Origin of the sequence: Halalkalibaculum sp. DA3122 (assembly GCF_043951865.1) — a bacterium.
Classification (GTDB): Bacteria; Bacteroidota; Rhodothermia; order Balneolales; family Balneolaceae; genus JAMQKA01.
This window is the reverse complement of the sequence record NZ_JBINJF010000017.1, coordinates 37,910-61,680: the sequence shown is the minus strand read 5'-3', so window position 1 is coordinate 61,680 and position 23,771 is coordinate 37,910. Positions and strand designations below refer to the sequence as shown.

24 protein-coding genes are annotated in these 23,771 nt (G+C 50.4%); 12 read left to right on the top strand and 12 right to left on the bottom strand.

Annotated elements, in window-relative coordinates; all coding sequences use genetic code 11:
- The first annotated feature begins 12 nt into the window (after positions 1-12).
- The 3 genes from dacB (at position 13) to folD (ending at position 4,095) form a co-directional block, all read left to right on the top strand.
- A complete protein-coding gene (dacB, locus tag ACG2F4_RS12165) occupies positions 13-1,500 on the top strand; it encodes a D-alanyl-D-alanine carboxypeptidase/D-alanyl-D-alanine-endopeptidase (RefSeq protein WP_395261076.1) in 1,488 nt (495 codons plus the stop codon).
- An 8-nt stretch (positions 1,501-1,508) separates the two neighbouring features.
- Positions 1,509-2,888, top strand: coding sequence for a sigma-54-dependent transcriptional regulator (locus tag ACG2F4_RS12160; protein ID WP_395261074.1), 1,380 nt, complete (start codon positions 1,509-1,511; stop codon positions 2,886-2,888).
- Positions 2,889-3,204: 316 nt separating this feature from the next.
- Complete coding sequence (gene folD / locus ACG2F4_RS12155) at positions 3,205-4,095, top strand: bifunctional methylenetetrahydrofolate dehydrogenase/methenyltetrahydrofolate cyclohydrolase FolD (RefSeq protein ID WP_395261072.1); 891 nt, start codon at positions 3,205-3,207, stop codon at positions 4,093-4,095.
- Between the two features lie 71 nt (positions 4,096-4,166).
- Here folD and ACG2F4_RS12150 read toward each other — a convergent pair whose 3' ends face one another.
- On the bottom strand, positions 4,167-4,406 hold the full coding sequence (locus tag ACG2F4_RS12150; RefSeq protein ID WP_395261070.1) for a hypothetical protein: 240 nt from the start codon (positions 4,404-4,406) through the stop codon (positions 4,167-4,169).
- Between ACG2F4_RS12150 and rpmE the strand changes: the two genes are divergently transcribed.
- Complete coding sequence (gene rpmE / locus ACG2F4_RS12145) at positions 4,405-4,620, top strand: 50S ribosomal protein L31 (RefSeq protein WP_395261068.1); 216 nt, start codon at positions 4,405-4,407, stop codon at positions 4,618-4,620. The genes ACG2F4_RS12150 and rpmE overlap by 2 nt on opposite strands.
- Before the next feature lie 124 nt (positions 4,621-4,744).
- Entirely contained in the window at positions 4,745-5,380 is a 636-nt protein-coding gene (locus tag ACG2F4_RS12140) for an MBL fold metallo-hydrolase (protein ID WP_395261067.1), read from the top strand.
- A gap of 11 nt (positions 5,381-5,391) precedes the next feature.
- Here the strand turns inward: ACG2F4_RS12140 and ACG2F4_RS12135 are convergent, their stop codons facing one another.
- The 3 genes from ACG2F4_RS12135 to ACG2F4_RS12125 form a co-directional block, all read right to left on the bottom strand.
- The gene (locus ACG2F4_RS12135; RefSeq protein WP_395261065.1) at positions 5,392-6,030 is read right to left on the bottom strand and encodes a hypothetical protein; all 639 of its coding nucleotides are present in this window, start codon (positions 6,028-6,030) and stop codon (positions 5,392-5,394) included.
- Between the two features lie 170 nt (positions 6,031-6,200).
- Positions 6,201-6,797 (bottom strand): LPS assembly lipoprotein LptE, encoded by a 597-nt coding sequence (gene lptE, locus ACG2F4_RS12130; RefSeq protein WP_395261064.1) that lies wholly within the window; start codon positions 6,795-6,797, stop codon positions 6,201-6,203.
- A gap of 25 nt (positions 6,798-6,822) precedes the next feature.
- Positions 6,823-8,130, bottom strand: a complete 1,308-nt coding sequence (locus ACG2F4_RS12125) for a sigma-54 interaction domain-containing protein (RefSeq protein WP_395261062.1) — start codon at positions 8,128-8,130, stop codon at positions 6,823-6,825.
- 273 nt (positions 8,131-8,403) lie between these two features.
- On the opposite strand from ACG2F4_RS12125, the gene ACG2F4_RS12120 reads away from it, so the two are divergent.
- Entirely contained in the window at positions 8,404-10,146 is a 1,743-nt protein-coding gene (locus tag ACG2F4_RS12120) for a sugar phosphorylase (protein WP_395261061.1), read from the top strand.
- Positions 10,147-10,148: 2 nt separating this feature from the next.
- Here ACG2F4_RS12120 and ACG2F4_RS12115 read toward each other — a convergent pair whose 3' ends face one another.
- Positions 10,149-10,526, bottom strand: a complete 378-nt coding sequence (locus ACG2F4_RS12115; protein ID WP_395261060.1) for a hypothetical protein — start codon at positions 10,524-10,526, stop codon at positions 10,149-10,151.
- Between the two features lie 251 nt (positions 10,527-10,777).
- Here ACG2F4_RS12115 and ACG2F4_RS12110 point away from each other — a divergent pair, with 251 nt between their 5' ends.
- Positions 10,778-11,098 (top strand): hypothetical protein, encoded by a 321-nt coding sequence (locus tag ACG2F4_RS12110; RefSeq protein ID WP_395261059.1) that lies wholly within the window; start codon positions 10,778-10,780, stop codon positions 11,096-11,098.
- A 664-nt stretch (positions 11,099-11,762) separates the two neighbouring features.
- Here ACG2F4_RS12110 and ACG2F4_RS12105 read toward each other — a convergent pair.
- From ACG2F4_RS12105 to ACG2F4_RS12095, 3 genes are all read right to left on the bottom strand, one after another.
- On the bottom strand, positions 11,763-12,674 hold the full coding sequence (locus tag ACG2F4_RS12105) for an HAD family hydrolase (RefSeq protein WP_395261057.1): 912 nt from the start codon (positions 12,672-12,674) through the stop codon (positions 11,763-11,765).
- 117 nt (positions 12,675-12,791) lie between these two features.
- Entirely contained in the window at positions 12,792-13,775 is a 984-nt protein-coding gene (locus ACG2F4_RS12100) for a glucosyl-3-phosphoglycerate synthase (RefSeq protein WP_395261056.1), read from the bottom strand.
- Complete coding sequence (locus ACG2F4_RS12095; protein WP_395261054.1) at positions 13,762-14,934, bottom strand: M20/M25/M40 family metallo-hydrolase; 1,173 nt, start codon at positions 14,932-14,934, stop codon at positions 13,762-13,764. Before ACG2F4_RS12095 ends, ACG2F4_RS12100 begins: the two co-directional genes overlap by 14 nt.
- A 526-nt stretch (positions 14,935-15,460) precedes the next feature.
- Between ACG2F4_RS12095 and ACG2F4_RS12090 the strand changes: the two genes are divergently transcribed.
- From ACG2F4_RS12090 to ACG2F4_RS12070, 5 genes are all read left to right on the top strand, one after another.
- Positions 15,461-16,027, top strand: coding sequence for an RNA polymerase sigma factor (locus ACG2F4_RS12090; RefSeq protein ID WP_395261052.1), 567 nt, complete (start codon positions 15,461-15,463; stop codon positions 16,025-16,027).
- The gene (locus tag ACG2F4_RS12085; protein WP_395261050.1) at positions 16,027-16,734 is read left to right on the top strand and encodes a hypothetical protein; all 708 of its coding nucleotides are present in this window, start codon (positions 16,027-16,029) and stop codon (positions 16,732-16,734) included. Before ACG2F4_RS12090 ends, ACG2F4_RS12085 begins: the two co-directional genes overlap by 1 nt.
- The gene (locus ACG2F4_RS12080) at positions 16,731-17,999 is read left to right on the top strand and encodes a glycogen-binding domain-containing protein (RefSeq protein ID WP_395261049.1); all 1,269 of its coding nucleotides are present in this window, start codon (positions 16,731-16,733) and stop codon (positions 17,997-17,999) included. The genes ACG2F4_RS12085 and ACG2F4_RS12080 overlap by 4 nt, the downstream gene beginning before the upstream one ends.
- 15 nt (positions 18,000-18,014) lie before the next feature.
- Complete coding sequence (locus tag ACG2F4_RS12075) at positions 18,015-18,929, top strand: hypothetical protein (protein WP_395261048.1); 915 nt, start codon at positions 18,015-18,017, stop codon at positions 18,927-18,929.
- Between the two features lie 389 nt (positions 18,930-19,318).
- The gene (locus tag ACG2F4_RS12070; RefSeq protein ID WP_395261046.1) at positions 19,319-20,140 is read left to right on the top strand and encodes a DUF4382 domain-containing protein; all 822 of its coding nucleotides are present in this window, start codon (positions 19,319-19,321) and stop codon (positions 20,138-20,140) included.
- Between the two features lie 197 nt (positions 20,141-20,337).
- Here ACG2F4_RS12070 and miaB read toward each other — a convergent pair whose 3' ends face one another.
- The 4 genes from miaB to pgsA form a co-directional block, all read right to left on the bottom strand.
- Positions 20,338-21,696 carry a tRNA (N6-isopentenyl adenosine(37)-C2)-methylthiotransferase MiaB gene (gene miaB / locus ACG2F4_RS12065; RefSeq protein WP_395261045.1) on the bottom strand — a complete coding sequence of 453 codons (1,359 nt, stop codon included), beginning with the start codon at positions 21,694-21,696 and terminating at the stop codon, positions 20,338-20,340.
- A gap of 211 nt (positions 21,697-21,907) precedes the next feature.
- Positions 21,908-22,555 carry an orotate phosphoribosyltransferase gene (gene pyrE, locus ACG2F4_RS12060; RefSeq protein WP_395261043.1) on the bottom strand — a complete coding sequence of 216 codons (648 nt, stop codon included), beginning with the start codon at positions 22,553-22,555 and terminating at the stop codon, positions 21,908-21,910.
- Positions 22,556-22,650: 95 nt separating this feature from the next.
- Positions 22,651-23,118, bottom strand: coding sequence for a phosphatidylglycerophosphatase A (locus ACG2F4_RS12055; protein ID WP_395261041.1), 468 nt, complete (start codon positions 23,116-23,118; stop codon positions 22,651-22,653).
- Entirely contained in the window at positions 23,105-23,701 is a 597-nt protein-coding gene (gene pgsA / locus ACG2F4_RS12050) for a CDP-diacylglycerol--glycerol-3-phosphate 3-phosphatidyltransferase (protein WP_395261039.1), read from the bottom strand. The genes ACG2F4_RS12055 and pgsA overlap by 14 nt, the downstream gene beginning before the upstream one ends.
- Between the last annotated feature and the right edge of the window lie 70 nt (positions 23,702-23,771).

Below are 23,771 nucleotides of genomic sequence, written 5' to 3'. Positions count from 1 at the left end.
ATAACGGGGGACATGGTTATCACTAAAATTGACATGGATATAAAAAGAATGTTCAAACAAACGGCGGGATTGGCCGTCTTGGCACTTCTGGTTGCCATCGGCCCGCTCTTTGCCCAGCCCCGGACGCCGGATCTTGTATCCATTGTTGAGCAGAGCAGTGCGGGCGATGCTTTTTGGTCGGTTACGGTCAAGGACAGTACCGGCCGGCTGCTGGTGGGGCATAACCACGACAAACTCGTGCGCCCGGCTTCCAACCTCAAGTTGCTGACTTCGGCAGCCATCCTCGACCAGCTGGGATCCGATTTTCGGTATCAGACGTATATTTATGGAATGGGAGAGCAGCGGGGAGAAGTCTGGAAAGGGGATCTCATCGTTCGCGGTTCGGGTGATCCGTCCATTTCGGGCCGTTTTTACCACGAACACCGCTTCCACGTATTCGAAGAGATCGCCAACCAGCTGGACTCGCTCGGGATCCGCCGGGTGGAAGGAAATCTGATCGGGAATGACTCCTATTTTGATCAGCAGCCGTATCCAAAAGGGTGGAGCTGGGAGGATCTTTCCTTCTACTACGGGGTGGAGATCAGCGCACTTTCGTTCAACAACAACGCCGTGGATCTCCAGGTGTTTGCCGATGACGAAGTGGGGGAGACGCCCCGAATTCAGTGGTTCCCCTTCGACACCGATTATGTTGACTTTATAAACGAGCAGACGATCGCTCCGCCCAATACCGAATATGATGAGTTCTACCGCCGCATGCTGGGAACCAACACTATTGTGCTGGGCAGCAAGCTGCCGAAGGGCTACTACGAGGAGGAGTCTCTCTCGATCATGAATGCACCGCTCTTTTTTATGGATACCTTTAACAAGTACCTGGAAGACAGCGGCATCGACATTACCGGCCAGATCATCATTGACAGCCAGCCGAGGAACTGGAGCAGCGATCGGTTTCGGGTGTTGGCCCGGCACGATTCGCCGCCGCTTTCGGAACTGCTGGTGGAAGTGAACACCGAAAGCAGCAACTTTTATACAGAGATGATGCTGAAGACGGCTGCTGCCGAAAAGTACGGCGTCCAGGGCTCCACTGACCTGGGAATCGGCCTGGTGGAGGAGTTCGCCCACACCGCGGGCATGGATACCACGGATGTTGAGTTGAGCGACGGGTCGGGGATGTCCTCCTCCACGCTGTTGAAGCCCGACGATTTAACGAATTTTCTTTCTGTTATGCAGGAGCATCCTGAATTCCCGGCATATGAAAAGAGCCTGGCTGTTGCCGGTTTCAACGGAACGCTGGAACATCGGTTTCGGGGGACACCGCTGGAGCGCAATGTAAGCGGGAAGACGGGGTATGTCTCCGGGGTGCGGGCAATCAGCGGGTATATGCGGGCGCGCTCCGGGAAAAAGCTGGTTTTCAGCATATATACCAATAATTACACAAACAAAACTTCTTATATTGACTGGCTTCACCAGCAACTGTTGATGCAAATATATGAGTCCTACTAGAATCGAAGATGGCAGATAACTCCGGCATACATATCCTGGTAACCGACGACGAGAAGAGCATTCGAAACTCGCTTAGGGATATCCTGGAGTTTGAGGGATATACCGTTTCGGAGGCGGAAAGCGGCCCCGATACGCTCGAACGAATCGAACGACAGCAGCCCGACCTGTTGCTGCTGGATATAAAGATGCAGGGAATGGATGGCATGGAGGTGCTGCAGGGCATCCGGGATGAAGGCCATGAATTTCCCGTTATAATGATCTCGGGACATGGCAACATCGAAATCGCTGTGAAGGCGACCAAGCTGGGGGCCTTCGACTTTATTGAGAAGCCACCCGACTTGAATCGCCTGCTGGTGAGCGTGCGAAACGCTATTGAACGGCACAACCTGCAGCAGGAAAACAGGAATATGCGTTCCAGGCTGCCGCAGGTCCCTCCAATTATCGGGGAAAGTGAGGCTATATGCCAGATCAAGCAAACCATTGACAAGGTGGCCCCCACAAATTCCAGGGTTCTCATCACCGGCGAAAACGGTACGGGTAAAGAGCTGGTAGCCCGCTGGATTCACGAAAAAAGCAGGCGATGCGGGGGGACTTTTGTGGATGTTAACTGTGCGGCGATTCCCGGTGAACTCCTCGAAAGCGAGCTTTTTGGTCATGAAGAAGGGGCGTTTACGGGGGCAACGAGTCGGCGAATCGGAAAATTTGAACAGGCCGACGGCGGCACGCTTTTCCTGGATGAGATTGGCGATATGAGCATGGATGCGCAGGCCAAAGTACTGCGTGCCCTCCAGGAAAATACGGTCACCCGGGTAGGGGGCACCGAAAAGATTCAAGTGGATGTGCGGGTGATTGCGGCAACTAACAAGGAACTGGTCGAAGAAATTGAAGAGGGCAACTTCCGGGAGGATCTGTATCACCGGATCAATGTGCTGCCGATCCATGTGCCGCCACTCAGAAAAAGAAGAAAGGATATCCCGATGCTCGCTCAACATTACCTCCGGCAGCTGGCCGACGAGGATATCGTATTTTCCGGAATTGAATTCACCGGGGAGGCCCTGGAAGAACTGGCAACGCTTCCGTGGTCCGGCAATGTTCGTGAACTTCAAAATGCGGTGGAGCGGCTGGGATTGCTGGTTAATGATTCTGCGATTACGAAGGATGACGTGGCTCAGATGGCCTCTGCACGGCATACCACCACGAACCGCCGGGAGGAGAATCTCATCCGGGAAAACCAGACATTTCAGGATTTCAAAGAAGCTGCAGAACGATTATTTTTGGTCCGAAAATTGGAAGAAAACGACTGGAACATCTCCCAGACAGCCGAAGCGATCGACATTCAGCGAAGCCACATGTATACCAAAATGAAAAAATATGATATCGAACGGTAAAACTATTTTCACCTCTGCGAAAGGTGCGCCGGTATTATAGAATAGGCTAATGGTGGGAAAAGCTGAATTTCTGGTTGAATCCGTATTTCGCACAAACGTGCGATAGAGCTAAATCAGCAATATAATCCAGTTTTTATCAGTAGAGGGCTTTGAAAAACCAGGGGTTTTGGTCAAGTCAACGCTTGAGCGAATTTGACCCCGGAGCTTATTTGCTATATGTGAGGATTTCAAATTCGCGAAAATACAGAGGTTCGCCAAAACAACGGTTTTGTAAAGGTCTCTAGTACCCATAATCAAAACAATTAACAGAGGTTTAATGTCAGCAAAAATTATTGACGGCAGCAAGGTTGCATCAGAACTCCGGGATGAAGTCCGCCAGGATGTAAAAGACTGGGTTGACGAGGGCCATCGCCCGCCATTTTTACAAGCTATTCTTATCGGAAATAATCCGGCCTCCAACACTTACATCGGGGCGAAAACGAAAGCCTGCAAGGAAGTGGGTATTGAAACCGACACCCTGCGACTCCCCGACACGGTCTCTGCCAAAGAGCTTAAGAAAACGGTCCGCCAGTGCAATCAAAATGATGATGTGGATGGTATTCTGGTGCAGCTTCCCCTTCCCAGCCACCTGTCGTCGCACGATGTCATCGAGTCGATCGACTACCGCAAGGATGTGGACGGATTCCACCCGATGAATGTGGGACGGCTGGCCGTGGGACAACCCACGTTTCGGTCGTGTACCCCGGCCGGTATTTTTGAGCTGTTGAAATATTACAGCATACCTACCAAGAGCAAGCATGCAGTGGTGGTGGGGGCCAGCAATATCGTGGGAACCCCCGTTTCGATTATGCTTTCCCGCGAGCATTCCGAGGGAAAAGCCACTACTACCATCTGCCATAAATATACCAAGGATCTTACCCAGCATACGATTGCGGCCGATATCATTATTGTTGCGGCCGGCCAGCCCAACCTGATCAAGGGAGAGATGGTTAAGGAGGGCGTTGTGGTGATTGATGTGGGGATAAACCGCGTGGCGGACGAAACCCGTGAAAAAGGCTACAAGTTGGTGGGCGACTGCCACTTCGAGAGCGTCAGGGAAAAAGCCAGCTGGATAACCCCCGTTCCCGGCGGGGTGGGGCCCATGACTGTAGCCATGCTGATGAAAAATACGCTGCTGGCAGCCAAGAAGTCGATTTATCCGGGATAAAGGCCGTTACCGGTACGGAGCGTCCCGGTCAAAACGGCTAAGGATAAAGAACACCGTTGAACGGATCGCTTTTAACCTGGCAGCAGGCGTTTGTGAACTTCTCTCTGCGTACCGGCCATTTTGTTCGCCATGATGCGGAACACATTTCCTGGTGAAACATTGGCACCTTTTATTGTCGGTAACATATCAGCATAATAGTGCGAGCTGTTCCCTGTTGCCATGGGTAAGTGCCTTCCCGGCATTGCATAACCCGTCAGTTCCTCGTATATTTGACCACTCAAAATCAAAGGCAAAAAGAGTTTTACAATCATGAAAAAAGGAATTCACCCCGACTATCACGAAATTACGGTTGTTATGAGTGATGGCAGCGAATTCAAGACACGCAGCACGCTTGACACCGAAGATGGCGTTTACCGCAGCGAAGTCGATTCCAAAAACCATCCGTTCTATACCGACAACCTGAAAGTTCAGAAAAAAGCCGACCGTATCGACCGCTTCCACAAGCGCTACGGCAACAAAGATTAGGTTTTCTATTTCAGAGCGATACTGAAGGGTGCAGGACTCGTTTCTGCATCCTTTTTTTATTGGCCGAACCGGAAGAATAACCCCGTCCACTTATACCCCGCACCGATCAATACATAACTGAACAATGCAGCTATACCAATACAACGTCGGACCCTTTGCCGAAAACACATACCTGCTGACAAGGGATAATGCAGCGATCCTTGTTGATCCCGGATTTTATGAGGAATCTGAATTCAACGAGTGCAAAAAAGAGCTGGCAAGTCAATCCGGGACGCTGCAGGCAATCGTATTAACACACGCTCATGTCGATCACATTCTGGGCTTAAACCGGGTGTTGAAGGAGTTCGAGGTTCCGGTTTACCTGAGCGACAAAGACCGCTACCTGTGGGAAAACTATTCCTCCCAGGCCCAGATGTTTGGTTTTGACGTGGAACCGATTGAGACAGTTCCGAGCCGGCTGCCGATATCAGAAAACTGGAAATTGGGTCCATTTACTTTTGATGTGCGGTACACACCGGGACACGCGCCCGACCACGTTGTGCTGTACCTGCCTGTAGAGGGAAAGCTCATAGCGGGCGATACACTCTTCCGGGAGGGGATCGGTCGCACGGATCTTTACAAGGGCGACTTCAACACGCTGGAACATTCCATCAGAACGCAACTCTACAGTCTGCCAGACGACACGGAGATCTACCCGGGACATGGACCTAAAACAACAGTGGGCCATGAAAAGGCGAACAACCCGTTTATAAAAGGATAGCAGGAGAGAAGTTACTCCTCTTCGTCTGATGCGTTCAACTGCTTTTTCAGGCGTTCGATCTGCTCATCGTAGTACGTTTTTTTGTCGCTATTCAGCCGTTTTAAGCGTTCGTAGGTACGGATTGCAGCTTCGGTTTTTCCCTGCGTTTCATGAATTTTTGCCAGCGTTTCAGAGGCGATGTCATCAACCTCATCCTCGTCTTTTGACCTGACCGGGTGAGATCTGAGTTTGGTTTCACGTTCCGATATGGAGATAGGTTCGGAGTCAACCTCTGATAACCGGGCAATCAAGTTGTCGAGATCTAAAATCGGTTCAGGTCCTTTTTGTGGCCGGTATTTTTGGGATGAATATTCAGAAATATGCTCAGGTGTCCAGGCGGCAAAGGTGTCTGGATGAGACATATAATAGTGCAATTTTTCCAGGAACGGGCTGCCCGGGGCATACGCCTTCGCCTTCAGTGCCTGCTCAACAGCCAGGTCGCTGCGTCCCTTGAGGTGGTAGAACCAGGCCAGCAGGAAGTGCCCGACGGCATCCGGTCCCCGGCTTTCGAGGTGTTTTTTGAGCCTGTTCGTACTTTTCAGCGGATCATCTTCAAACTGCTCGGCATAGTTAGCAAGTGACTGTGGTATGTTGAAAGGAAAATCCGCCATGGGGTATGATTGTTTGAGTCGATAGTTATAATCTCACAGGCCGGGTGGAGCATGTCTTATGCCGGGAAATACAGTTGTTCACCTCCCAACGGCAATACAAGGGATCCCAATAATACAAACAGCATCAGATAACAATCAACATATTTTGAGATCCGGATCTACGTTTGATGTTACCAGTCGCTGACTGCGTCGTTAAACATGTTATTGACCACTTGTTCGATCGCTTCAGCGGCGGCAATTTCTTCGCCTTCAATCGGATTCTCGTTGGGATCGTAGGTAGCCTGCCCCGAAAACTGCTGATTCCATTCCGGCTGCTCTTCACTGGTATATTGATAGGTGGCACGCACCGTGACGGTCACCTGGTTTTGGGAAGTCTCCTCCTCTCCGGTAACACTAAAAGGCTGGTTGGTGTAGTTTATAATCTGTCCCTCGAGAACCGCGTCGGCATCGCTTCTGGAATTGGCTAGCTGCAGTCTTGTTTGATTGACAAACCGCTCAATGAGCACCTGGTTAAGCTGATCGCTCAAATTGCCGATGCTGCTGTTCGACTGGTCGGCAAAAAACGGTATATAGATGGAGTTGACCCCCTCGGGGATGGAGGTACCGGTAAAACTGTAGCTGTAGCATCCCGCAAGGGAAAAGGGCAGGATACAGAGCATAAGGAGAACAACGATCTTCCGCATGCGGTCCGGAATGTACTTCGGCCGCCCCGAGGCGTCGGGTAGTTGAACGGTAGAAGAGACAGCTGTTTTATCGTTATTCATCATTGAAGAAGCTGTAGTGCATTGGGGGCTAGTCAAGTCCATACTGGTCCAGTTTCCTGTAGAGCGTGCGCTCGCTGATTCCCAGCGCTTCAGACGCTTTGCGGCGGTTGCCGTCAAATTTTTTTAATGCCTGTTCAATCAGGAACTGCTCTGTCTTTTCGATCGAGGGGATGCGATCTCCATTAAAAAACCGCTGAAATTCAGTGGTAATCTCCTCTTCAGGTTCATCCTCTTCCGAAATATCGGCTTCGGCAAAGTTCTGCACGCCCAGGGTCCCGGCTTCTTCCGGCTCGTCACCGAAATCGATATCCGACATATTGGAGTGTTCCACCTCGCTCTGGATATTTTGGGGCAACGCCTTGAGCTGGCGGCCGGAGAAGGTACCATAGAGAAAGGTGGCAAGCATCTTTTTCATGTCGCTGATTTCGCTTCGCAGTTCAACAAGCGCCCGGTAGACCAGCTCGCGATCGGCTTTTCCAAAAGAAGACTCCGGTCCGCCGGACTGCTTGGAATCACCGGAAAGCACCGGCAGGTTGTCGGGCGATCCCGCATGCTGGCGACCTTTCAGGTATTTTTTCAGGGTTTCGGTGTCGATAAACTGAGACTTTTCCAGCACTACCAGCTGTTCTGCCACGTTCCGCAGCTCCCGCACATTACCCGGCCACCGATAGGAGGTCAACAGCTCCTTCGCCTCGTCAGAAAACCCCTTGAACACGGAGTCATATTTAGCGGAAAATTCGGTTACAAATTTGCGGAAAATCGGGATGATATCATCGGGGCGTTCGCGCAGCGGCGGCAGCTTGATCTTGACCGTATCGAGTCGGTAGTAGAGATCTTCACGAAATTCACCATTTTGTACGTGCTCCCAAAGATCCTTATTGGTCGCGGCGATAACACGAACATCGGTCTTTTTCAGTTTGCTTGAACCCACCCGAAAATATTCGCCGCTTTCCAGCACGCGGAGCAGTTTAACCTGTACATTCTTCGGGGTGTCCCCGATCTCATCCAAAAAAATGGTGCCGCCGTTCGCTTTTTCGAAGTATCCTTCTCGCGCCTCATGGGCTCCGGTAAAAGCACCTCGTTCATGGCCGAACAGCTCGCTTTCGATGATGCCTTCCGGTATCGCCCCGCAGTTTACGATTACGAGGTCGTTGTTTTTACGCTTGCTGATGGCGTGGATCGCGCGGGCTGTAACGTCTTTGCCGACGCCGCTTTCGCCCTGTAATAAGATGGTAATATCGGTATCGGCAACCTGAACCGTCTTGTCGATAACCTGTTTGAGCGCAGTAGATTCACCGATGAGTCCGAATCGTTCTTGAAATGCTTCGCGGTCCATTAAGCTTGTGTACGGTTAAAATTTTACGATCCCTGAGAATGCTAAAGCTTAAATTTAAGCATTCCTGATGGGGGATGCATAACTCTTTCGGAGCCCAATTTTTTTGCCGGATATTCTACTTGCCAAACAGGATTACATAAGCGCAGATACCAGTCGGAATAGCCGCTTTAATCCCCCTTACTTTTAAAAATCAATTTCTTAAATTTGGAATTGATTTGAACCGAAAATGAATCTCTGATATTGGCCGATATATCAAAAAACGATACAGAACAGTTGGAACTACATAACGATTTTGCATCGCACTTCAGAAAAATTTACGGTGAAGAGCAAGCCGGGGCGTGTGTAGAACGACTCAAGTCGATGATCCGGGAGTACAAGCCCAAAATTGATGTTCCGGAGACCGACCGCGACAAATGGTCCGAGAAGGACTCGATCCTGATCACCTATGGCGATGTGCTGCGGGACCTTAACCGTCCCGCAGAACCGCGCCTCAAAATTCTGCATGAGTTTCTGGAACGGTACGTGGGTGATTCCGTGACCTCGGTTCACATACTCCCGTTTTTCCCGAGCTCTTCCGATGGGGGATTCTCGGTCATCGACTACAAGAAGGTGCGGGAAGACCTTGGCAGCTGGGATCATATCGGGAAGCTTTCAGAAAAGTACCGGTTGATGGGCGACCTGGTGATCAATCACGCCTCGCGGTACAGCGACTGGTTTCAAAATTTTAAAGAGAACAGAAGACCGGGCAAAGATTATTTTATCGATGTCGATCCGGATCTTGATATCTCGCAGGTAACCCGTCCCCGCAATTCCCCGCTGCTGACGCCGGTACAGACCGACAAGGGGAATCGCTGTGTCTGGACCACCTTCAGCGAGGACCAGGTGGATGTCGACTTTTCCAATCCGGATGTTCTTTTTGAATACCTCGATATTTTCCTGTTCTACCTTTCAAAGGGCATACAGATTGTGCGGCTCGATGCGATCGCGTACCTGTGGAAACAGCTTGGCACCAACTGTATTCACCGGCCTGAGACGCATGAAGTGGTAAAACTGTTTCGTACCCTGGTTGACGAGGTGGCACCGCACGTAACGCTTGTTACGGAAACAAATGTGCCACACGAGGAGAATATAAGTTACTTCGGCAACGGAGAGGATGAAGCCCACATGGTGTATCAATTCAGCCTGCCACCGCTGCTTTTGCATGCCATTTTAACGGAAAATTCCCGATATCTGACCGAGTGGGCCTCCCGGCTTGAGGGGGTTAAAAAAGGGTGCTATTTCATGAATTTTACAGCCTCGCACGATGGCATCGGCGTTCGCCCGCTGGAGGGACTGGTTCCCGACGAGGAATTTGACGTTATGATTGAGGAGGTATTTAAGCGGGAAGGTTTTGTCTCGTACAAAAAAAACGAGGACGGCAGTGAAAGTCCCTACGAGCTGAACATCACCTATTTCGACGCGTTCTCCGTTCCGGGTACCGAAGAAAAGACAGTACAGGTGAAGCGGTACCTCTGCTCGCAGGCCATTATGCTGGCATTTAAAGGGGTGCCGGGGATCTATTTCCACAATCTTACAGCGACCGAGAACAACACCGGGGAAGCCGTATCAACGGGACATAAACGAGCTATCAACCGAATGCAGTGGGAGTATGAAGAGCTGGTCGACCGGTTGGAGGATGAATCGACCACCACGCACCAGGTTATGCAGAAATACAGGGAGATGCTCCGGGTTCGGGGAGAACACCCGGCTTTCCATCCCGATGCGCCGCAGAAGGTATATGACTGCGGAGCCAACCTGTTTGTAATAAAGCGAACAGCCCTGGACGAAAGCGAGGCTGTTGTTGCGGTCAGCAATGTTACCGGAGATTCGTTGAGTGTGGACCGCGAGCTGCTGCCGCTTCCCCCATCTCAGCGTTCGTGGAAGGATCTTTTGAGCGACAGCGAGCGGGGTGGCGATGGCACGCTTTTGCTGGAACCTTTTGAAACAGTTTGGCTGGTACCGCCGGAGGGAGATTGATTTCAACCCGTATCGATGGTTTTGCTCAGTATTTCGCCTTGATCCGGGTCTTCTCCGTGCCAGTGGTAAAATAAGATGCGATTTCCCGGGGCGTACCCATAGACATCGTTGAACTCGATCTTGACCGTGTGAAGGGGATCGATCCGGTTACTGTCTGAAGAGATGGGCGCCCAAAGTATCAGCATAGATAGATTTGATTCAACGGCAAAATAGTAGATCGGTTCTAAAAACCTGTTCTGAACAAGCAGTGCGTTATCGGTAACCTCCACAGCGATGTCGTCGTTCTCCCCGTGTATATCAAAGAGGTTCCCGGAACAGCCGGCAAAATTGATTGTCAAAATTAACAGCGCGTAGCTAAGTGGTCTTTTAGTGGATTGCATGGCTCAATGACAGCGGGTCTGTGCGCCCTGGATTCCGGGAGCATCCGCACGGGAGTTAATTTCCGATTAATTTCGGGCTGTAAAAGCTGTTGAAAAGGATTCAGATCCGATATCAAATGTAATACATCGGCTGGCCTTAGGGATCAGTTCCTTTTCCCGGGTTTGTGTCGTCATGGAATAATACACCCCGCATATTTGCTGTAACTATATTACTGATATGAACAGTAAGTTGAACAAGGTTATCTGAAGTAATGACAAAAGAAGAATGGATGAATAAATCGATTGATGAGCGATTGGAGTGGTATGTTGCCCAGGTAGGTTCACTTATGGAAGAGGAGGGGAACTCCGGGCAGAAGACGCGGAGACAGCTGTTACAGGAGGTTAAAAAGCGGATCATTTTTGACGGAACGCCCTCTGAAAACAGGATGAAAGAAGGCAACAAGCGCGAAAAAAGATATTATGCTGCCGTCTACAAGGCGTATAAAGCACTTCCGAATATTGATACGGAGCAAGAGAAATGGACTGATATGCTGGACGAGGCCCAGAAAATTTTAAGGGATACTTCTTCCTAGCCCGGATTTCGGCCGTTACTGCAGAACGCGGATACCACCGATCAGGCCAATCTACACGGATAGATCATGTGGAGATGCTGTTTGAACAACTACGCTGTGGTTAATCTGCAATATCAGTATCCGGTAAATCCGAATGGTTATGGTTGACTGCACACTGAAAGGTGATGAGCGGAAAGACCTCGCTGCAAGGTTTTTGAGACTAACCTGTAAGGGGTACTCACATAAAAGACAGAGGGAAAATCAGCTCAAAATATTGTTATACCAAATAATTTACCGAGACCTGAATTTGAATCTCTACAAGAGTTCTTAATTGACTTTGAGATTATTCAACTCGACAGCTCAGTTTCTCAAACAGCGGTTGAATTTTTTTAAAACTACCGGTTGAGCCATGGAGTATTAATTCCAGATATGTTCATAGCATCCACTGCCCTATTTCTTGATATTCCTTTGTTATCTAAGAACAGAAAAGACTTTCGGTTCATTGATGGATTGGAAATGCTGAAATACAAAATCGGGTAATTATTTGTTTTAAGCTTCAAGAAGGGGACGCGCCTAGCCCGGGCCTGCTCGTATTAAGGGTACTGGCGACAAATACTAAACTGGAGATGAATTAACACCAATTCGCGCGCCCGTTAAGCGCAATGTCGTTATGTTTCTCCCATTTTCAGACGGCCATCCCCAGGCACTCCGTAATCTGCCCCAGGTTGGTGATCATCAGGTCCGGCTTGACATCGGCACAGCGTGGATCCTCGGGCCGGAGCTTCAATGAGCGGGCATCACCGGCAAACAGCGCGGTTTTCATGCCCAGCCCGGAGGCCGGCATGATATCCTTGAGCATGTCGTTACCCACATAGAGCACCTGTTCCGGCTGCAAGTTGTGTTTGTTCTTCAGGACCTCCAAAAAGCGTTCATAAAAATGGGTAGAGGGTTTTTTGACACTGGCCTGGTATGACCATACCCGCAAATTCTTATCAAAGCCGACTGAAGTGAGCTCCCGATTTGTCAAGGCCTGGAACGCCAGGGGAGTATAGAACTGGGAATTGGAGATAATACCGAGGATATATCGTTTTTCCCGAAGCGACTCAAGGGTTGACATCAAATCGGGAACCGGCCATACAGCGTTGAACCGGAATTCATACTCCACGGCAAAGCGTTGTGCTGTTGCGCGATCAAGTGCTCCTTCTACAAGATCGTTTTCAATGAGGTGCTCCAGCACTTCATGCCAGATAAGCACGATATCCGGCTCAGGATAGTCTATACCGCGGGACTGCTGCAGTTCTGTATACTCCCGGATCGCCCGGTCAAACGTTTTAAGTCCGGTAAGCGGTGCTTCTTCGTCCCGCAGGGTAAAGCCGGTATCCTGCAACGCCTGCCCGAACAACTCTACGCTTTCTGTGTTCTGTTCCTCATCGATGCCAATATCCCCCACGCCCGAGAGGAACATGGTGCCATAAAAATCGAACGCCACGGAGTGGATACCAGAAAGCGACTGCAGCCGGGCCTGCTGTTCCGTTGGAACGGGGTCCATGGGAGAAGAAAGATCGCGGATACGACTGATTAGCAACGCCTTGTCCATCGGTTAAACAGATTAGGAGTTAGTGTTTGCAAATGTTTTGATCCAACACGACCACACCGGTATGGTTCTCCTTTCTCGGCGAAATGCAGCGAGAAGGATATGCCGTTGGGATGAGAACTATTCGGGGTTGCGGTCAAATTTTTTCCGGTATTCCTCAATCTCGATCATGGGGGGGCGTTCTTCCTCCACAATCTCGATCTCCTCCTGACCGTAGGAGTCTTCCACTGCCTGGGTTTGCCGCAGTATTGTCTCGTGATCGGCAATATCTTCGATGATATCCAGCGCCTTGGCCCGCTTTATGAAGGTCTGCAGAATGCCGAAAGCCATCTTGCCGAGCGCGCGCGTGGGCTTGTTTTCATGAATCCGCTGGTCAAGGTCGGTCTGGGCAAAAGCGTCGAGCCCGTACCTGGTGTACACATCGATGAGATGGGAGGTCTCCACACCGTAGCCGATCGGAAAGTGAATCTGTTCGAGTACCTCGCGCCGGACTGCATATTCACCGGAGAGCGGCTGGATGATACCGGTCAGTTCCGGGAAAAACAGGGAAAACAGGGGACGGATCAAAATTTCGGTCACGCGCCCGCCACCCGAGGGACGAATGCCGCCGGATACGGCCAGCGGTCGATCGTAGAACGCTTTCACGTACTGGATCTCCTGTCGCTGAATAAGAGGGGCCACCAGGCCGTAGGCAAAGCGTGGGTGAATGTTGCTGATGTCCGCATCTACATACACGATGATATCACCCTTGAGCTGGTATATCGCCTTCCAGAGGTTCTCGCCCTTCCCTTTTTTGGTTTCCAGGTTGGGCAAAATGTCGTCTGCCAGGTACGTGTCGGCACCAAATCCCTCTGCGATCTCCAACGTTTTATCCGTGGAACCGGAATCGATCACCGCTATTTCATCCAGCAGCGGGTATCGGTCCATCAGCTCCGACTTGAAGATCACCACCTCCTTGCCGATCGTCTTCTCCTCGTTCAGGGTGGGCAGGCAGAGAGAGATAGTCAGATCCTGCTCCTCCTTTTTTTCCACGAGTTGTTTGAGATCCCAAAATTGGGAATGGTGATAGGTATTATTCTTAATCCAGTTCTTAATCTTCTTCACAGTAACCTCCGTCAATTGCTAGCAGCGTGCCGATTACTTGGGCAATTCCCTTGAAAGTAGGGGCAATTTCGATGTTCTCGTTTACTTCGTGAATTTGGTCGCCGTGGGTAAGTCCCAGCGTAATGGCGGGGATATCATGGTCGATAAAGGCGGAAAGTTCCGACGTGCTGGGACCGGGACGCGATTCGATTTCCAGCTCCTCCATGATCTCCCTCGTCCGGCGTATGAGCGGGTGCGAAAAGGGGATTCCGCCCGGCTCGCGTTCGGCGAAAATATCGAGCTCAATCGTGTCTCCGCTTTTGGAGGAAACTTCGGTTACAATTTCATGGATCGCCCGGTTGATGTCGCTGACCAGCTGCGCCGATTCCGACCGTATCTCGAAACCGAGAGTCGATTTCAGAGCGGTTGTATTGAACGAAGTTCCACCTTCAATGGAGCCCATCACGATGCTGGTGCGCGGCCGCTGGGGCAGGCGAATGCCGTTTATCTTGTTGATCACCTCGTTAAGCGTCAGGATGGCGCTGGCATCACCAAAACGCGACCAGTCGTACTCTTCAGGCACTTTGCAGGTGATCTCCCCGCGCTGCATGCCGATGGAGGTGTGACTGAGACGTCCCAGCTCAACTCCCTCCAGGCCGATCCCCACTTTAACCGGCCGGTCGGCATTGGAAAGGAAGAAACGCAACCCCTCGAGATTTCCCCGGCCCAGGCTGCGGGTGGCACCCATCAGGAACAGGTTCTGCTTCAGCGTGATATCAAACTTATCAAGGAAAAAGGGGAGCGTGGCAAGTACGGCCAGCCCCAGGCTGTTGTCGGCGACACCGGCCCCGGTAACAGTATCGGGCTGAACCGTCAGGGTGTGATCGGTTTTTTTGGAGTAGACGGTATCGGCATGGGCAACGATCAGGATATTTTCTTCGCCCACTTCACCTTCAATCATACCGATGCCGTTTCCCACCTCATCTACCGAGGTTTTGTCGAGCTCGGCCTCCTTGAAGCGATTCAATAGGAATTCTATACGCTCCTCCTCCTCGAAAGTGGGAGCAGGTATCTCCCCGAGCATCACGAGGTTAGCGAGCAGAATCTCTTTCATCTCCCGCGACTGCTCTACCAGGGGGGCAAGTTTGTTTAAAATGTCATCAAATGATTTAGTAGCCAAAATGTACTAATTGTGATTAGGATAAATAGTTCTCGTTTGTTTAAATAAAAATTTTCTGCAGGAAAAAAGTTTCAAAAGAGATGTTCATACGCATTCAAGTATGGCGATTTCAAGTGGTTAATTCAACTGTTAACCGGGTTGTTTTGATAAATTCAGTAACGTTTTCCTTGGTTGATCGTCCTATCTTACAAGAAGCGGAAAGTTGTTCTTAACCGGTTCCCGTTTCAGGGACATCCAGGTTTTGCTGATGTAGTTTTAATATAGCCTGCAACGGAGTTAGCTGTAAAGGCACAAAGATAAGTTATCAGAATCAAAAGGTTGCAGAACCTGCTATTTTGGTGGAAGTTGGTTGTACCACCGACCTTGTTGACCTTTTAAACGGGAGTACAACTCCCTCAGAATGAGGATTTTGCAAAGCCCTCACTTAATAAGTAAATAGCTACTACCTGTAGCGAAGGTGTTAAGTCAATTAATGGGGGCAAAGGCCTCATTTATGAGCATTGATAGCGTAACAAATTGAGTATTGATGGAGCAAGCTGGCAAAGAATTTGAACTGGTAGAAAAAATCCTGGACGGAGAGGTACAGCGCTATCAACTACTCGTAGACCGGTATGCCCCGATGGTTTTTCACATTGTTCGCCAATTTGTAACGGATGAAGAGGTAGTAGAAGAGCTGGCACAGCAGATTTTTGTTAAGTGTTATGAACGACTCGGTTCTTTTAATATGAATTCCAAATTTTCTTCCTGGCTGTATATGATTGCCAAGAATCATTGCCGCGATTACGCCAGGAATGTGAGGCGGCACAACAAGCAGTTCAGCGAAATGGATGAATATGAGCTGGAAGCGATGATGGCTACAACCGAAACCCCGGACCAACAACTGGAGCAGGAGGAGTGGAACCAGCTGCTGGATGAAGGACTTGCCCGTTTATCAGAAGAGTATGCGCAGGCGTTTTTGTACAAATACAGGGATGACATGACATACCGGGCGATGGCAAAACGGATGGATGTTTCGGAGAGCGCCCTGAAAGTACGGGTTCACCGGGCGCGAAAAGCGTTGAAGGAATATTTTGAAACCAAAGGTCAATTGTGATGAATGCACAAAAAGAGGAACTTTTCAGGAACTATCTGGATGGGGAACTCCCCGGGAAAAAAGAGCGGAAAATCCTGCATCTGATCGCGGATGACGAGGAATTGAGATCGCTGCTTCGTTTTGAGATAAAACTCCGGCATTCATTTCGGGGCGGGCGGGATCCCTCATCATTCGAGGTTCCGGAGGGATTCAGCGACAGGGTTATGAAACAGATAACACGTTCAGCTCCTGTTGCTGAAACGTCAAAACAGGCGGAGGAGCACAGCACCTGGGTTGAGTGGCTCTGGCGTCCCCGGCCGATCCAGTGGAGACCGGCCTATACGATGGTATTGTTGCTGGTTCTGGCGGTTTTACTGGTCGTTCCCCCGTATCTGGGGCAGCAGCAGTCGCCCGACCGGGAGCTGGCCTCGGGCCAAACGGTGCGGGAAATTTCGGCCTCGGTAGACCAGGTCTGGACCCGTTTTGTGTATATCGATGAAACAGCTCGTTCCGTGGCGGTGGCCGGTGATTTTAATGACTGGGAGCCGCAGCCGCTCACCAAAGAGCAGGTGAACGGAAAAACCGTGTGGACGGGCCTTGTTTCGATGAACCGGGGCGAGCATCGCTACATGTTTGTTAAAAACGGGGAGCAGTGGGTAACCGATCCGCTGGCCCCGATGCACCGTGAAGACGGATTTGGCAATAAAAATGCTGTAATCTACTTATGAGAATCATATTCCTGGCTATGGCGGTATTATTTTTTATAGCGGGGCGGGCCCATGCCCAGCAGTGGCAGACGGTGTTGTATTTCGATTCCCGGGTGGGATTCTCTTCCAATACCTACCTGAATCCCTACTTTTCCGAGTGGGACCGCTCGGTTGAATCGGGCTATGGCACGGTTTCGCTCATGGGGCAAACAGCCTGGTTTGATGAAAAAAATGTGGCAGAATTTACCGGCAACGCCGTATGGGAGCCATATTTTGGGAATGATGATACCTGGAAGGGATTTCTGGGAATGGCCAATTACCGTCGATCATTGTCAGATAATTTGACGGGGGGCATTGAAACCGGCGGCAGTTATTTCAGCTCCTCGTTTAGTCGTACTCTCTGGTGGGCTCAGCCGGCTTTGAGCTGGCATATTACTCCTTTTTCAAGCCTAAGGATAAAAGCCGGTACGAGTTACCGGCAATACGACAATTATGTGGTGGACAGCACCCGGGTGAACTCTCAAGATCAGACCGGTATCTATGCCGTTGAATTTGAAACATGGCCCAGCTTCCGGTGGCAGCTGTCGGCGGGACTGTATGGCAGCCTGGAAACACTGCCTTCAGTGGGAGAAGGATTTCGAAGCACGGTAAGTGCCGCCCGCCTGTTTGAGGGAGGCACACAACTTCGTTTGACGGCGGGACTTGAGCAATACCAAAATGAATTCACCGCCACGGCGCCGGATGGAGGCAGTGGATTTCCACCTGTGGGAGGATCTGCAGGCGGCTCTGAAACAGTGGAAAAGACCAATCGCCTGTTTCGACTGGGGATTGAGGGCAGCTATCCCGTCAGCAATCGGATATCACTGTTTCTGAACGCTGAAGGGCTGCACTACCAGTCGGGGGCCTCAGCCGGTAGTCTTCGGGATCTACAGGTAGCGGGCGGTGTACGGCTGAGCTTTGAGCCCGACCGGCGGTCCGGCGGGAGGCGCATTGAGCCTGAATGGCAAAACAGTGCGAGCCGGCAACACGTGTATATTCGGTATGCCGGTGAAGGACAGCTATACCTTGTGGGCGACTTTAACAATTGGGAACGCCCGGGTATACCGCTGGTTGAGCAGGAAAACAACCGGTACATGGCAGAACTTTCCCTGGAAACCGGAGCGTATGAATACAAGGTGTTAAAGGTTCTGGGAGAAGAGGAAGAATGGATCTCCTTTTCGGATAACGTGTACACCGTGAACGATGGTTTTGACGGAACAAATGCAATGCTTTTGATTGAACAATGAAATCACAATAACGCTATGAAATATCTGACAAAAGATCGGCTGTTACAACTCTTGCTAATCTTGCAGTTGCTGTGTCTGGTCGGGATCAGTCCCGTTAAAGCCCAGCAGGAAGCGGTCGATCAACTCATGCAAACGGCAACTGACAACGGCATGGAACAGTCAGCTCTCAGCGAGTTGCGGAGCAGGGCTGACAGCCGGGGCATGCAGGCCGGACAACTAATCGATATCATCCGCCCTGCCGCGAGCCTGGCCGAGCAGAATCTGCCGGCAGACCATCTCATCCAAAAAGCCCTGGAGGGCCTCTCTAAAGGGGTGCCGGATCGGCAGATCGTCTCTGTAATCAACAGAATCCACAGCGCAACAGAGCAGGCCGCCCAGGTCGTGGATCCCTGGATGCAGAACCCCGGCGTGCAAAAGATGATTGAGCGCACCGATGGACCGGGGAGCAACCAGCGGGTGCGCAACCGTATGATCGAAGCCTCCTCGAAGGCAATTTCCCAGGATATTCCTGTGGAGTCAGTCAGCCAGATGTTGTCGGAAATGGGCAGCGAATCGATCCTTTCCAGGGCCACCGCTTCTGACATCATAACGGCCATCGGCATTCTGCCGGATATCGGGGCGGCAGAGCAGCCCCGGACCGCCCGCGCATTCGTTATTCGGGCTCTTAAAGGAGGGTTTAACAGCAGTGAACTCCAGAAGCTGCCGATGGCGGTCAATATGGCACAAAAACGGAGCCGGCTTCCGGCAGCCGGGGTACTTAAGGGAGCCTCCCAGCAACTGCAGGTCGGCACCCCCGCATCCCGGATATTGCAAAATCTTTTTAACGGCAATATTGGGGGCGGACCGCCGGGCTCTGTTCCAGGGGGAATGCAGGAAAACCCGGGGCAGGACAGGGGACCGGGACAGAGTCAGGGGAGAGGGAATAATTAGGCTTTCTTTTAGAGACCTTTGCCAAACCCTCTATTCCTCGTTCGGAGAGCGTTATACTACCGTTTAAAGGCCCATAAGGTCGGTGGTACAATCTCACCACCCAACATAATAGTAGGTTTTGTAAAGATCCTTTTTCGCAAATTACCCATCAGCATACCAATAGCGAGGAGATAAACAGACTGTTTGGGAGGCAGGGTTTTCGAGTGTTTGTCAAATTCCTGAACCATGGGTGTATTTCAGCAGGAACCTGGGGCAGGTCGGTAACAGTTGACTTGTTCCTGCGAGACCGGTCGGAACAAATATTCAATAATTCAGTAACCATTTCCTGTGCTGTTCGTCACACTGTTGCAGACGGTATCAAAATAACTCTAAAAAATATATCTACAGCTATGCTACAGACTAGACTGCGTAATCACGTAATATTGTTAATAATGGGACTGGGACTGCTTATTTCCGGGTGCGATGAATCCGGAACAAGTACCAATTCCGGTATGGGAACGCTGGAGGTGCGCATGCACGATGCCCCGGCCAGCTACGATGAGGTAAACGTGTTCGTAGAACGCGTCGAGATCAACCGGGAGGAAGATTCCGAAGGATGGATGACGATCAGCGAACCGCAGCAGACATATAACCTGCTCGAATTAACCAACGGTGCCTACACGGTGCTGGGGGATACTACGCTTGAGACCGGAACCTACCACCAGATCCGGCTGATATTGAACAGCGATGGTCACAGCGTAGTTGTTGACGGAGAAGAAAAAAGCATGTTCGTACCCAGTGGTGCACAAACCGGCATAAAGCTGAATGTAGACGCCGAAATAGAGGAAGACCTGGAGTATGTACTGTTGCTCGATTTTGATGCCAGCCGGTCGGTTGTCAAACGGGGACAAGGACAAGCTAACCCGGAATACCTGTTGAAGCCGGTGATTAATGCCACCAATGCGGCGGTTACCGGCAACATAGACGGTACCGTTACGCCGGTCGAATCTGAGCCGGTCGTGTATGCCATTGCCGGTTCCGACACGTTGGCTACCACGTATGCAGACACCACTGATGGCTATTTTAAACTGATAGGGCTCGAAGAGGGGAGCTATACGGTTGCTTTCGACCCAACCAACACCGATTTCAGTCCTGAAGATACAAGCGGTGTTGAAGTAACGGTGGGCGAAACGAATGAACTCGGTACAATTGAGTTGGAACAGGCTCAGTAAATAATATTGTACAAAAAAACATCCAGGAATGTTGAATTCCTGGATGTTTTAATTCTTTGAAGGCTTTACAAATTCCTCTATTCCCCGTTCTGAGGGGTTGTACTCCCGTTAAAAGGTCACCAAGGTCGGTGGTACAAACCAATCCTCCATAAAATAGCAGGTTCCGCAAAGGTACCTTCTTTTTGGAAAAAAGACTGTCAGGCCGCCACCATTTCGCGGTTAAATTCTTTGATGCTGCTTCGACCGATCACATCTGCCATCAAGGTAGCTGAGGTGCAGTCGGTAATTTCGACTTCCACGTACTCACCTTTCTGAAGATCTCCGCGATCAAACACCACCATTTTGTTGGTATCCGTACGGCCCTTTAGCTGCTCATCAGAACGTTTACTCGTGCCTTCAACCAGCACAAGGTGTCGTTTGCCGATCTCCTGCTTGTTGCGCTCTTCCTGGATCTGCATCTGTTGCTCGATGATCTCCGTAAGCCGACGTTTTTTGACCTTTTCGGGGACATTATCCTCGTATTTGCGGTGCGCCAGGGTTCGCCCCCGCTCGGAATAGGCAAACATGTAGGCCAGGTCGTACCGAACCTCGGCCATCAGCGACATGGTATCCCGGTGCTCCTCTTCGGTTTCATCGCAGAAGCCGGCAATAATATCGGTAGAGAGGGAGACGCCTGGAATGATATTGCGCATTTTTTCCACAAGCTCAAGATATTGCTCGCGCGTGTAGGGGCGACGCATCCGCTCAAGCACAGACGTACTGCCCGACTGTGCCGGAATATGGATATAGTTGCACAGGTTGGGCCGCTCCGCGATAAGGTGAAGAAGCTCTTCGGGAAAATCCTTCGGGTGTGGCGAAGAAAACCGTATCCGCATCTCCGGGTCCACGTTGCTGGCTTTATCCATCAATTCCGTGAAATCCGTACCTTCAAAATTGTAGGAATTGACATTTTGTCCCAACAGGGTAACCTCTTTATAACCTTGCTCACTCAGATCGTGCAACTCATTTAAAATGCTTTCCACCGGTCGACTTCGTTCGCGACCGCGGGTGAAGGGCACCACGCAGAAGGCGCACATGTTATCGCAGCCGCGCATAATGGTTACAAAGGCGCTGACTCCGTTGTCGTTGGTGCGCACGGGAGCGATATCGGCGTAGGTCTCTTCCAGGGAGAGCAGCGTGTTTACAGCTTTGCGCCCGTCGTCCACATCGGTCAGCAGCTCTGGGAGATCACGATAGGCATCGGGACCGACCACCAGGTCTACCAGGTGTTCTTTTTCAATAATCTTGTCGCGAATCCGCTCGGCCATGCAGCCCAGCACCCCGACAGTCAGCTTCTCTTTCTCCTCTTTCAGAGAGCGGAATTCGGTGAGCCGCTTCCATACCTTGTCTTCGGCATTTTCGCGGATAGAGCAGGTGTTGATAAAAATGATGTCCGCCTCATCGGGTTGCTGTACGGGCGTCATACCCTCCTCCATTAGTATGGAGTTTACAATCTCGGTGTCCGAGACATTCATCTGGCAGCCGTAAGTCTCAATATAAAATGTGCGTTGATCCAAAATACAGAAGTGATCTTTTTGGGTTTACTGCGTTTTATTTAGAGCAGTAAATATAACAATGTTTGAAAAGAAATTAAGCATATTTGCTGTGGCACCATGCGGCAGGTATATGGCTTCTTTTTCAGCAACCTGAATGTATTATATGAAGCGAAAATGACGATATTGGCCAAAACAACGATTGTGCAAAGACCTCTGTGAGAATAAGACAGCATCAACCATCTTTCGGCCAGGTTTCTGGATTGGTCCTCCATTCACTAAGGAGCTCCAGGTCCGTTTTTTCGATAAATCCTTCCTGGACCGCTACATCGATCAGAGTGGTGTAGTCGGTAAGGGTATGTACGGTGACTCCGGCATCCTTAAATTTTTCCATCGACTTGTCGAAGCCGTAGGTGAAAATACTGGTAACAGCCTGGATATCCGCCCCGATAAATTTAAGCGCTTCCACAACCGAGAGGACTGATCCCCCGGTGGAGATAAGGTCTTCGATAACCACGGTTTTTTCGCCCTTTTCAACTCCGCCCTCAATCTGGTTGCCCATACCGTATGCTTTGGCCTTGGAGCGCACGTAGGCCATCGGTTTCTCCATTCGGTCGGCCACCCATGCGGCATGGGGAATACCGGCGGTTGCAGTGCCGGTAATTACGTCTACGCCGGGATATTTCTCTTCGATAAATGAAACAAACTGGTCTGCAATTGCGGATCGTATTTCCGGGTAGCGAAGCGTCAGGCGGTTGTCGCAGTAGATCGGTGAATTCCAGCCGGAAGCCCAGGTAAAGGGATCGTCCGGCCGCAGTACCACGGCGTTGATCTCCAGTAGATGAAGCGCTAGTTTTTCCGCAAATGAAGCGTCGATTATCATAGTTTAACTCTGTCAGTTTTAATTTTATTTTGGCCCCCTCCGGACAATCTTCAAAAGTAAGAAAATCTTGTTAATAATTTATAAAGCCAATATGGTTAAAGTATAATTAAAAGTAGAACTTTCAGAACGATAAAAGCGTAGAACCCAGCCAGCAGGTCGTCTACCAGTATGCCCCAGCCTCCGGGCAGCTTCTGCAGGGCATCAACTCCAAGAGGTTTGGCGATATCGAAAAAGCGAAAGATGATAAAACCTGCGATCAGGATGAGTATGTTTGTGGTCAGGTCCGGCGTAAAGGAGATCGCAATAAAAGCCATGCCCTGTCCCGCAAACTCATCCATAACCAGCGGGGAGGGATCGCCGCCCCACACCCGTTCGCACTCATCGGAAACCCAGAGGGTAAGGAATGAGCAGACGGCGGTAAAAAGGGCGATTCCATACCAGGGGGCATACACTCCGACAAAATAGATTGGAAAGAGTGCAAAAAAGCTGCCCCAGGTTCCCGGAGCATTGGGTAGAAAGCCGGCGTTAAAAAAACTGCCGATAATCGGTTTAAGTCGTTGCATTGTTGTTTTTCTTGAAGATATCGCGATTAATAAATACGTATTCGAACCCGGAGTATACTGTAAGTATAACGATGGCGATCATAAGCCATCCCAGCAGTTCCGTTTCCAACAGCTGTTCGCAAAACTCGCTGAGCATCACATCCGTTTCAATGAAAACGCCCACCATCAGTGTAATATACAGGAAAAACATCTGGCTCATGGTTTTGAATTTGGCCGTTAAGCGGGTTTTCATCTCTACATTGCGCTGATCAGCCAGCATGCGCATACCGGTTACAAAAAGATCTCTGAGCACAATAAGTGCAACGGCCCACCACGGGAACTGGTCGGCATCAATAAAAGGTAAGCAGATAAAACCTGCAAATGTAAGTATCTTGTCAGCCAGCGGGTCGAGGAATACCCCATATGAGGTTTGCGCCCCGTAGAGCCTGGCAATGTACCCGTCAAAAAAGTCGGTGACAACCGCTACCGCGAATACGGCGATACTCAGGGATCTCCAAACCACTTCATCCTGGATATACATAATCAAAAAGATGGGAGCCAGGATAATCCGCAGCGTACTTAATATGTTGGGTATCCGTTGCACGGTGGGAAGATAGTAATAGTTTTACAGAATTAAATCTTTTCTGTTGATGAAATATGAGCTTCGAAAAGCG

What these genes read in the sequence shown, in the direction of transcription:
- dacB (WP_395261076.1), top strand. Translation starts at nt 13, where the DNA reads ATGGTTATCACTAAAATTGACATGGATATAAAAAGAATGTTCAAACAA.
- ACG2F4_RS12160 (WP_395261074.1), top strand. Translation starts at nt 1,509, where the DNA reads ATGGCAGATAACTCCGGCATACATATCCTGGTAACCGACGACGAGAAG.
- folD (WP_395261072.1), top strand. Translation starts at nt 3,205, where the DNA reads ATGTCAGCAAAAATTATTGACGGCAGCAAGGTTGCATCAGAACTCCGG.
- rpmE (WP_395261068.1), top strand. Translation starts at nt 4,405, where the DNA reads ATGAAAAAAGGAATTCACCCCGACTATCACGAAATTACGGTTGTTATG.
- ACG2F4_RS12150 (WP_395261070.1), bottom strand. Translation starts at nt 4,406, where the DNA reads ATGATTGTAAAACTCTTTTTGCCTTTGATTTTGAGTGGTCAAATATAC.
- ACG2F4_RS12140 (WP_395261067.1), top strand. Translation starts at nt 4,745, where the DNA reads ATGCAGCTATACCAATACAACGTCGGACCCTTTGCCGAAAACACATAC.
- ACG2F4_RS12135 (WP_395261065.1), bottom strand. Translation starts at nt 6,030, where the DNA reads ATGGCGGATTTTCCTTTCAACATACCACAGTCACTTGCTAACTATGCC.
- lptE (WP_395261064.1), bottom strand. Translation starts at nt 6,797, where the DNA reads ATGATGAATAACGATAAAACAGCTGTCTCTTCTACCGTTCAACTACCC.
- ACG2F4_RS12125 (WP_395261062.1), bottom strand. Translation starts at nt 8,130, where the DNA reads ATGGACCGCGAAGCATTTCAAGAACGATTCGGACTCATCGGTGAATCT.
- ACG2F4_RS12115 (WP_395261060.1), bottom strand. Translation starts at nt 10,526, where the DNA reads ATGCAATCCACTAAAAGACCACTTAGCTACGCGCTGTTAATTTTGACA.
- ACG2F4_RS12110 (WP_395261059.1), top strand. Translation starts at nt 10,778, where the DNA reads ATGACAAAAGAAGAATGGATGAATAAATCGATTGATGAGCGATTGGAG.
- ACG2F4_RS12105 (WP_395261057.1), bottom strand. Translation starts at nt 12,674, where the DNA reads ATGGACAAGGCGTTGCTAATCAGTCGTATCCGCGATCTTTCTTCTCCC.
- ACG2F4_RS12090 (WP_395261052.1), top strand. Translation starts at nt 15,461, where the DNA reads ATGGAGCAAGCTGGCAAAGAATTTGAACTGGTAGAAAAAATCCTGGAC.
- ACG2F4_RS12085 (WP_395261050.1), top strand. Translation starts at nt 16,027, where the DNA reads ATGAATGCACAAAAAGAGGAACTTTTCAGGAACTATCTGGATGGGGAA.
- ACG2F4_RS12080 (WP_395261049.1), top strand. Translation starts at nt 16,731, where the DNA reads ATGAGAATCATATTCCTGGCTATGGCGGTATTATTTTTTATAGCGGGG.
- ACG2F4_RS12075 (WP_395261048.1), top strand. Translation starts at nt 18,015, where the DNA reads ATGAAATATCTGACAAAAGATCGGCTGTTACAACTCTTGCTAATCTTG.
- ACG2F4_RS12070 (WP_395261046.1), top strand. Translation starts at nt 19,319, where the DNA reads ATGCTACAGACTAGACTGCGTAATCACGTAATATTGTTAATAATGGGA.
- pyrE (WP_395261043.1), bottom strand. Translation starts at nt 22,555, where the DNA reads ATGATAATCGACGCTTCATTTGCGGAAAAACTAGCGCTTCATCTACTG.
- ACG2F4_RS12055 (WP_395261041.1), bottom strand. Translation starts at nt 23,118, where the DNA reads ATGCAACGACTTAAACCGATTATCGGCAGTTTTTTTAACGCCGGCTTT.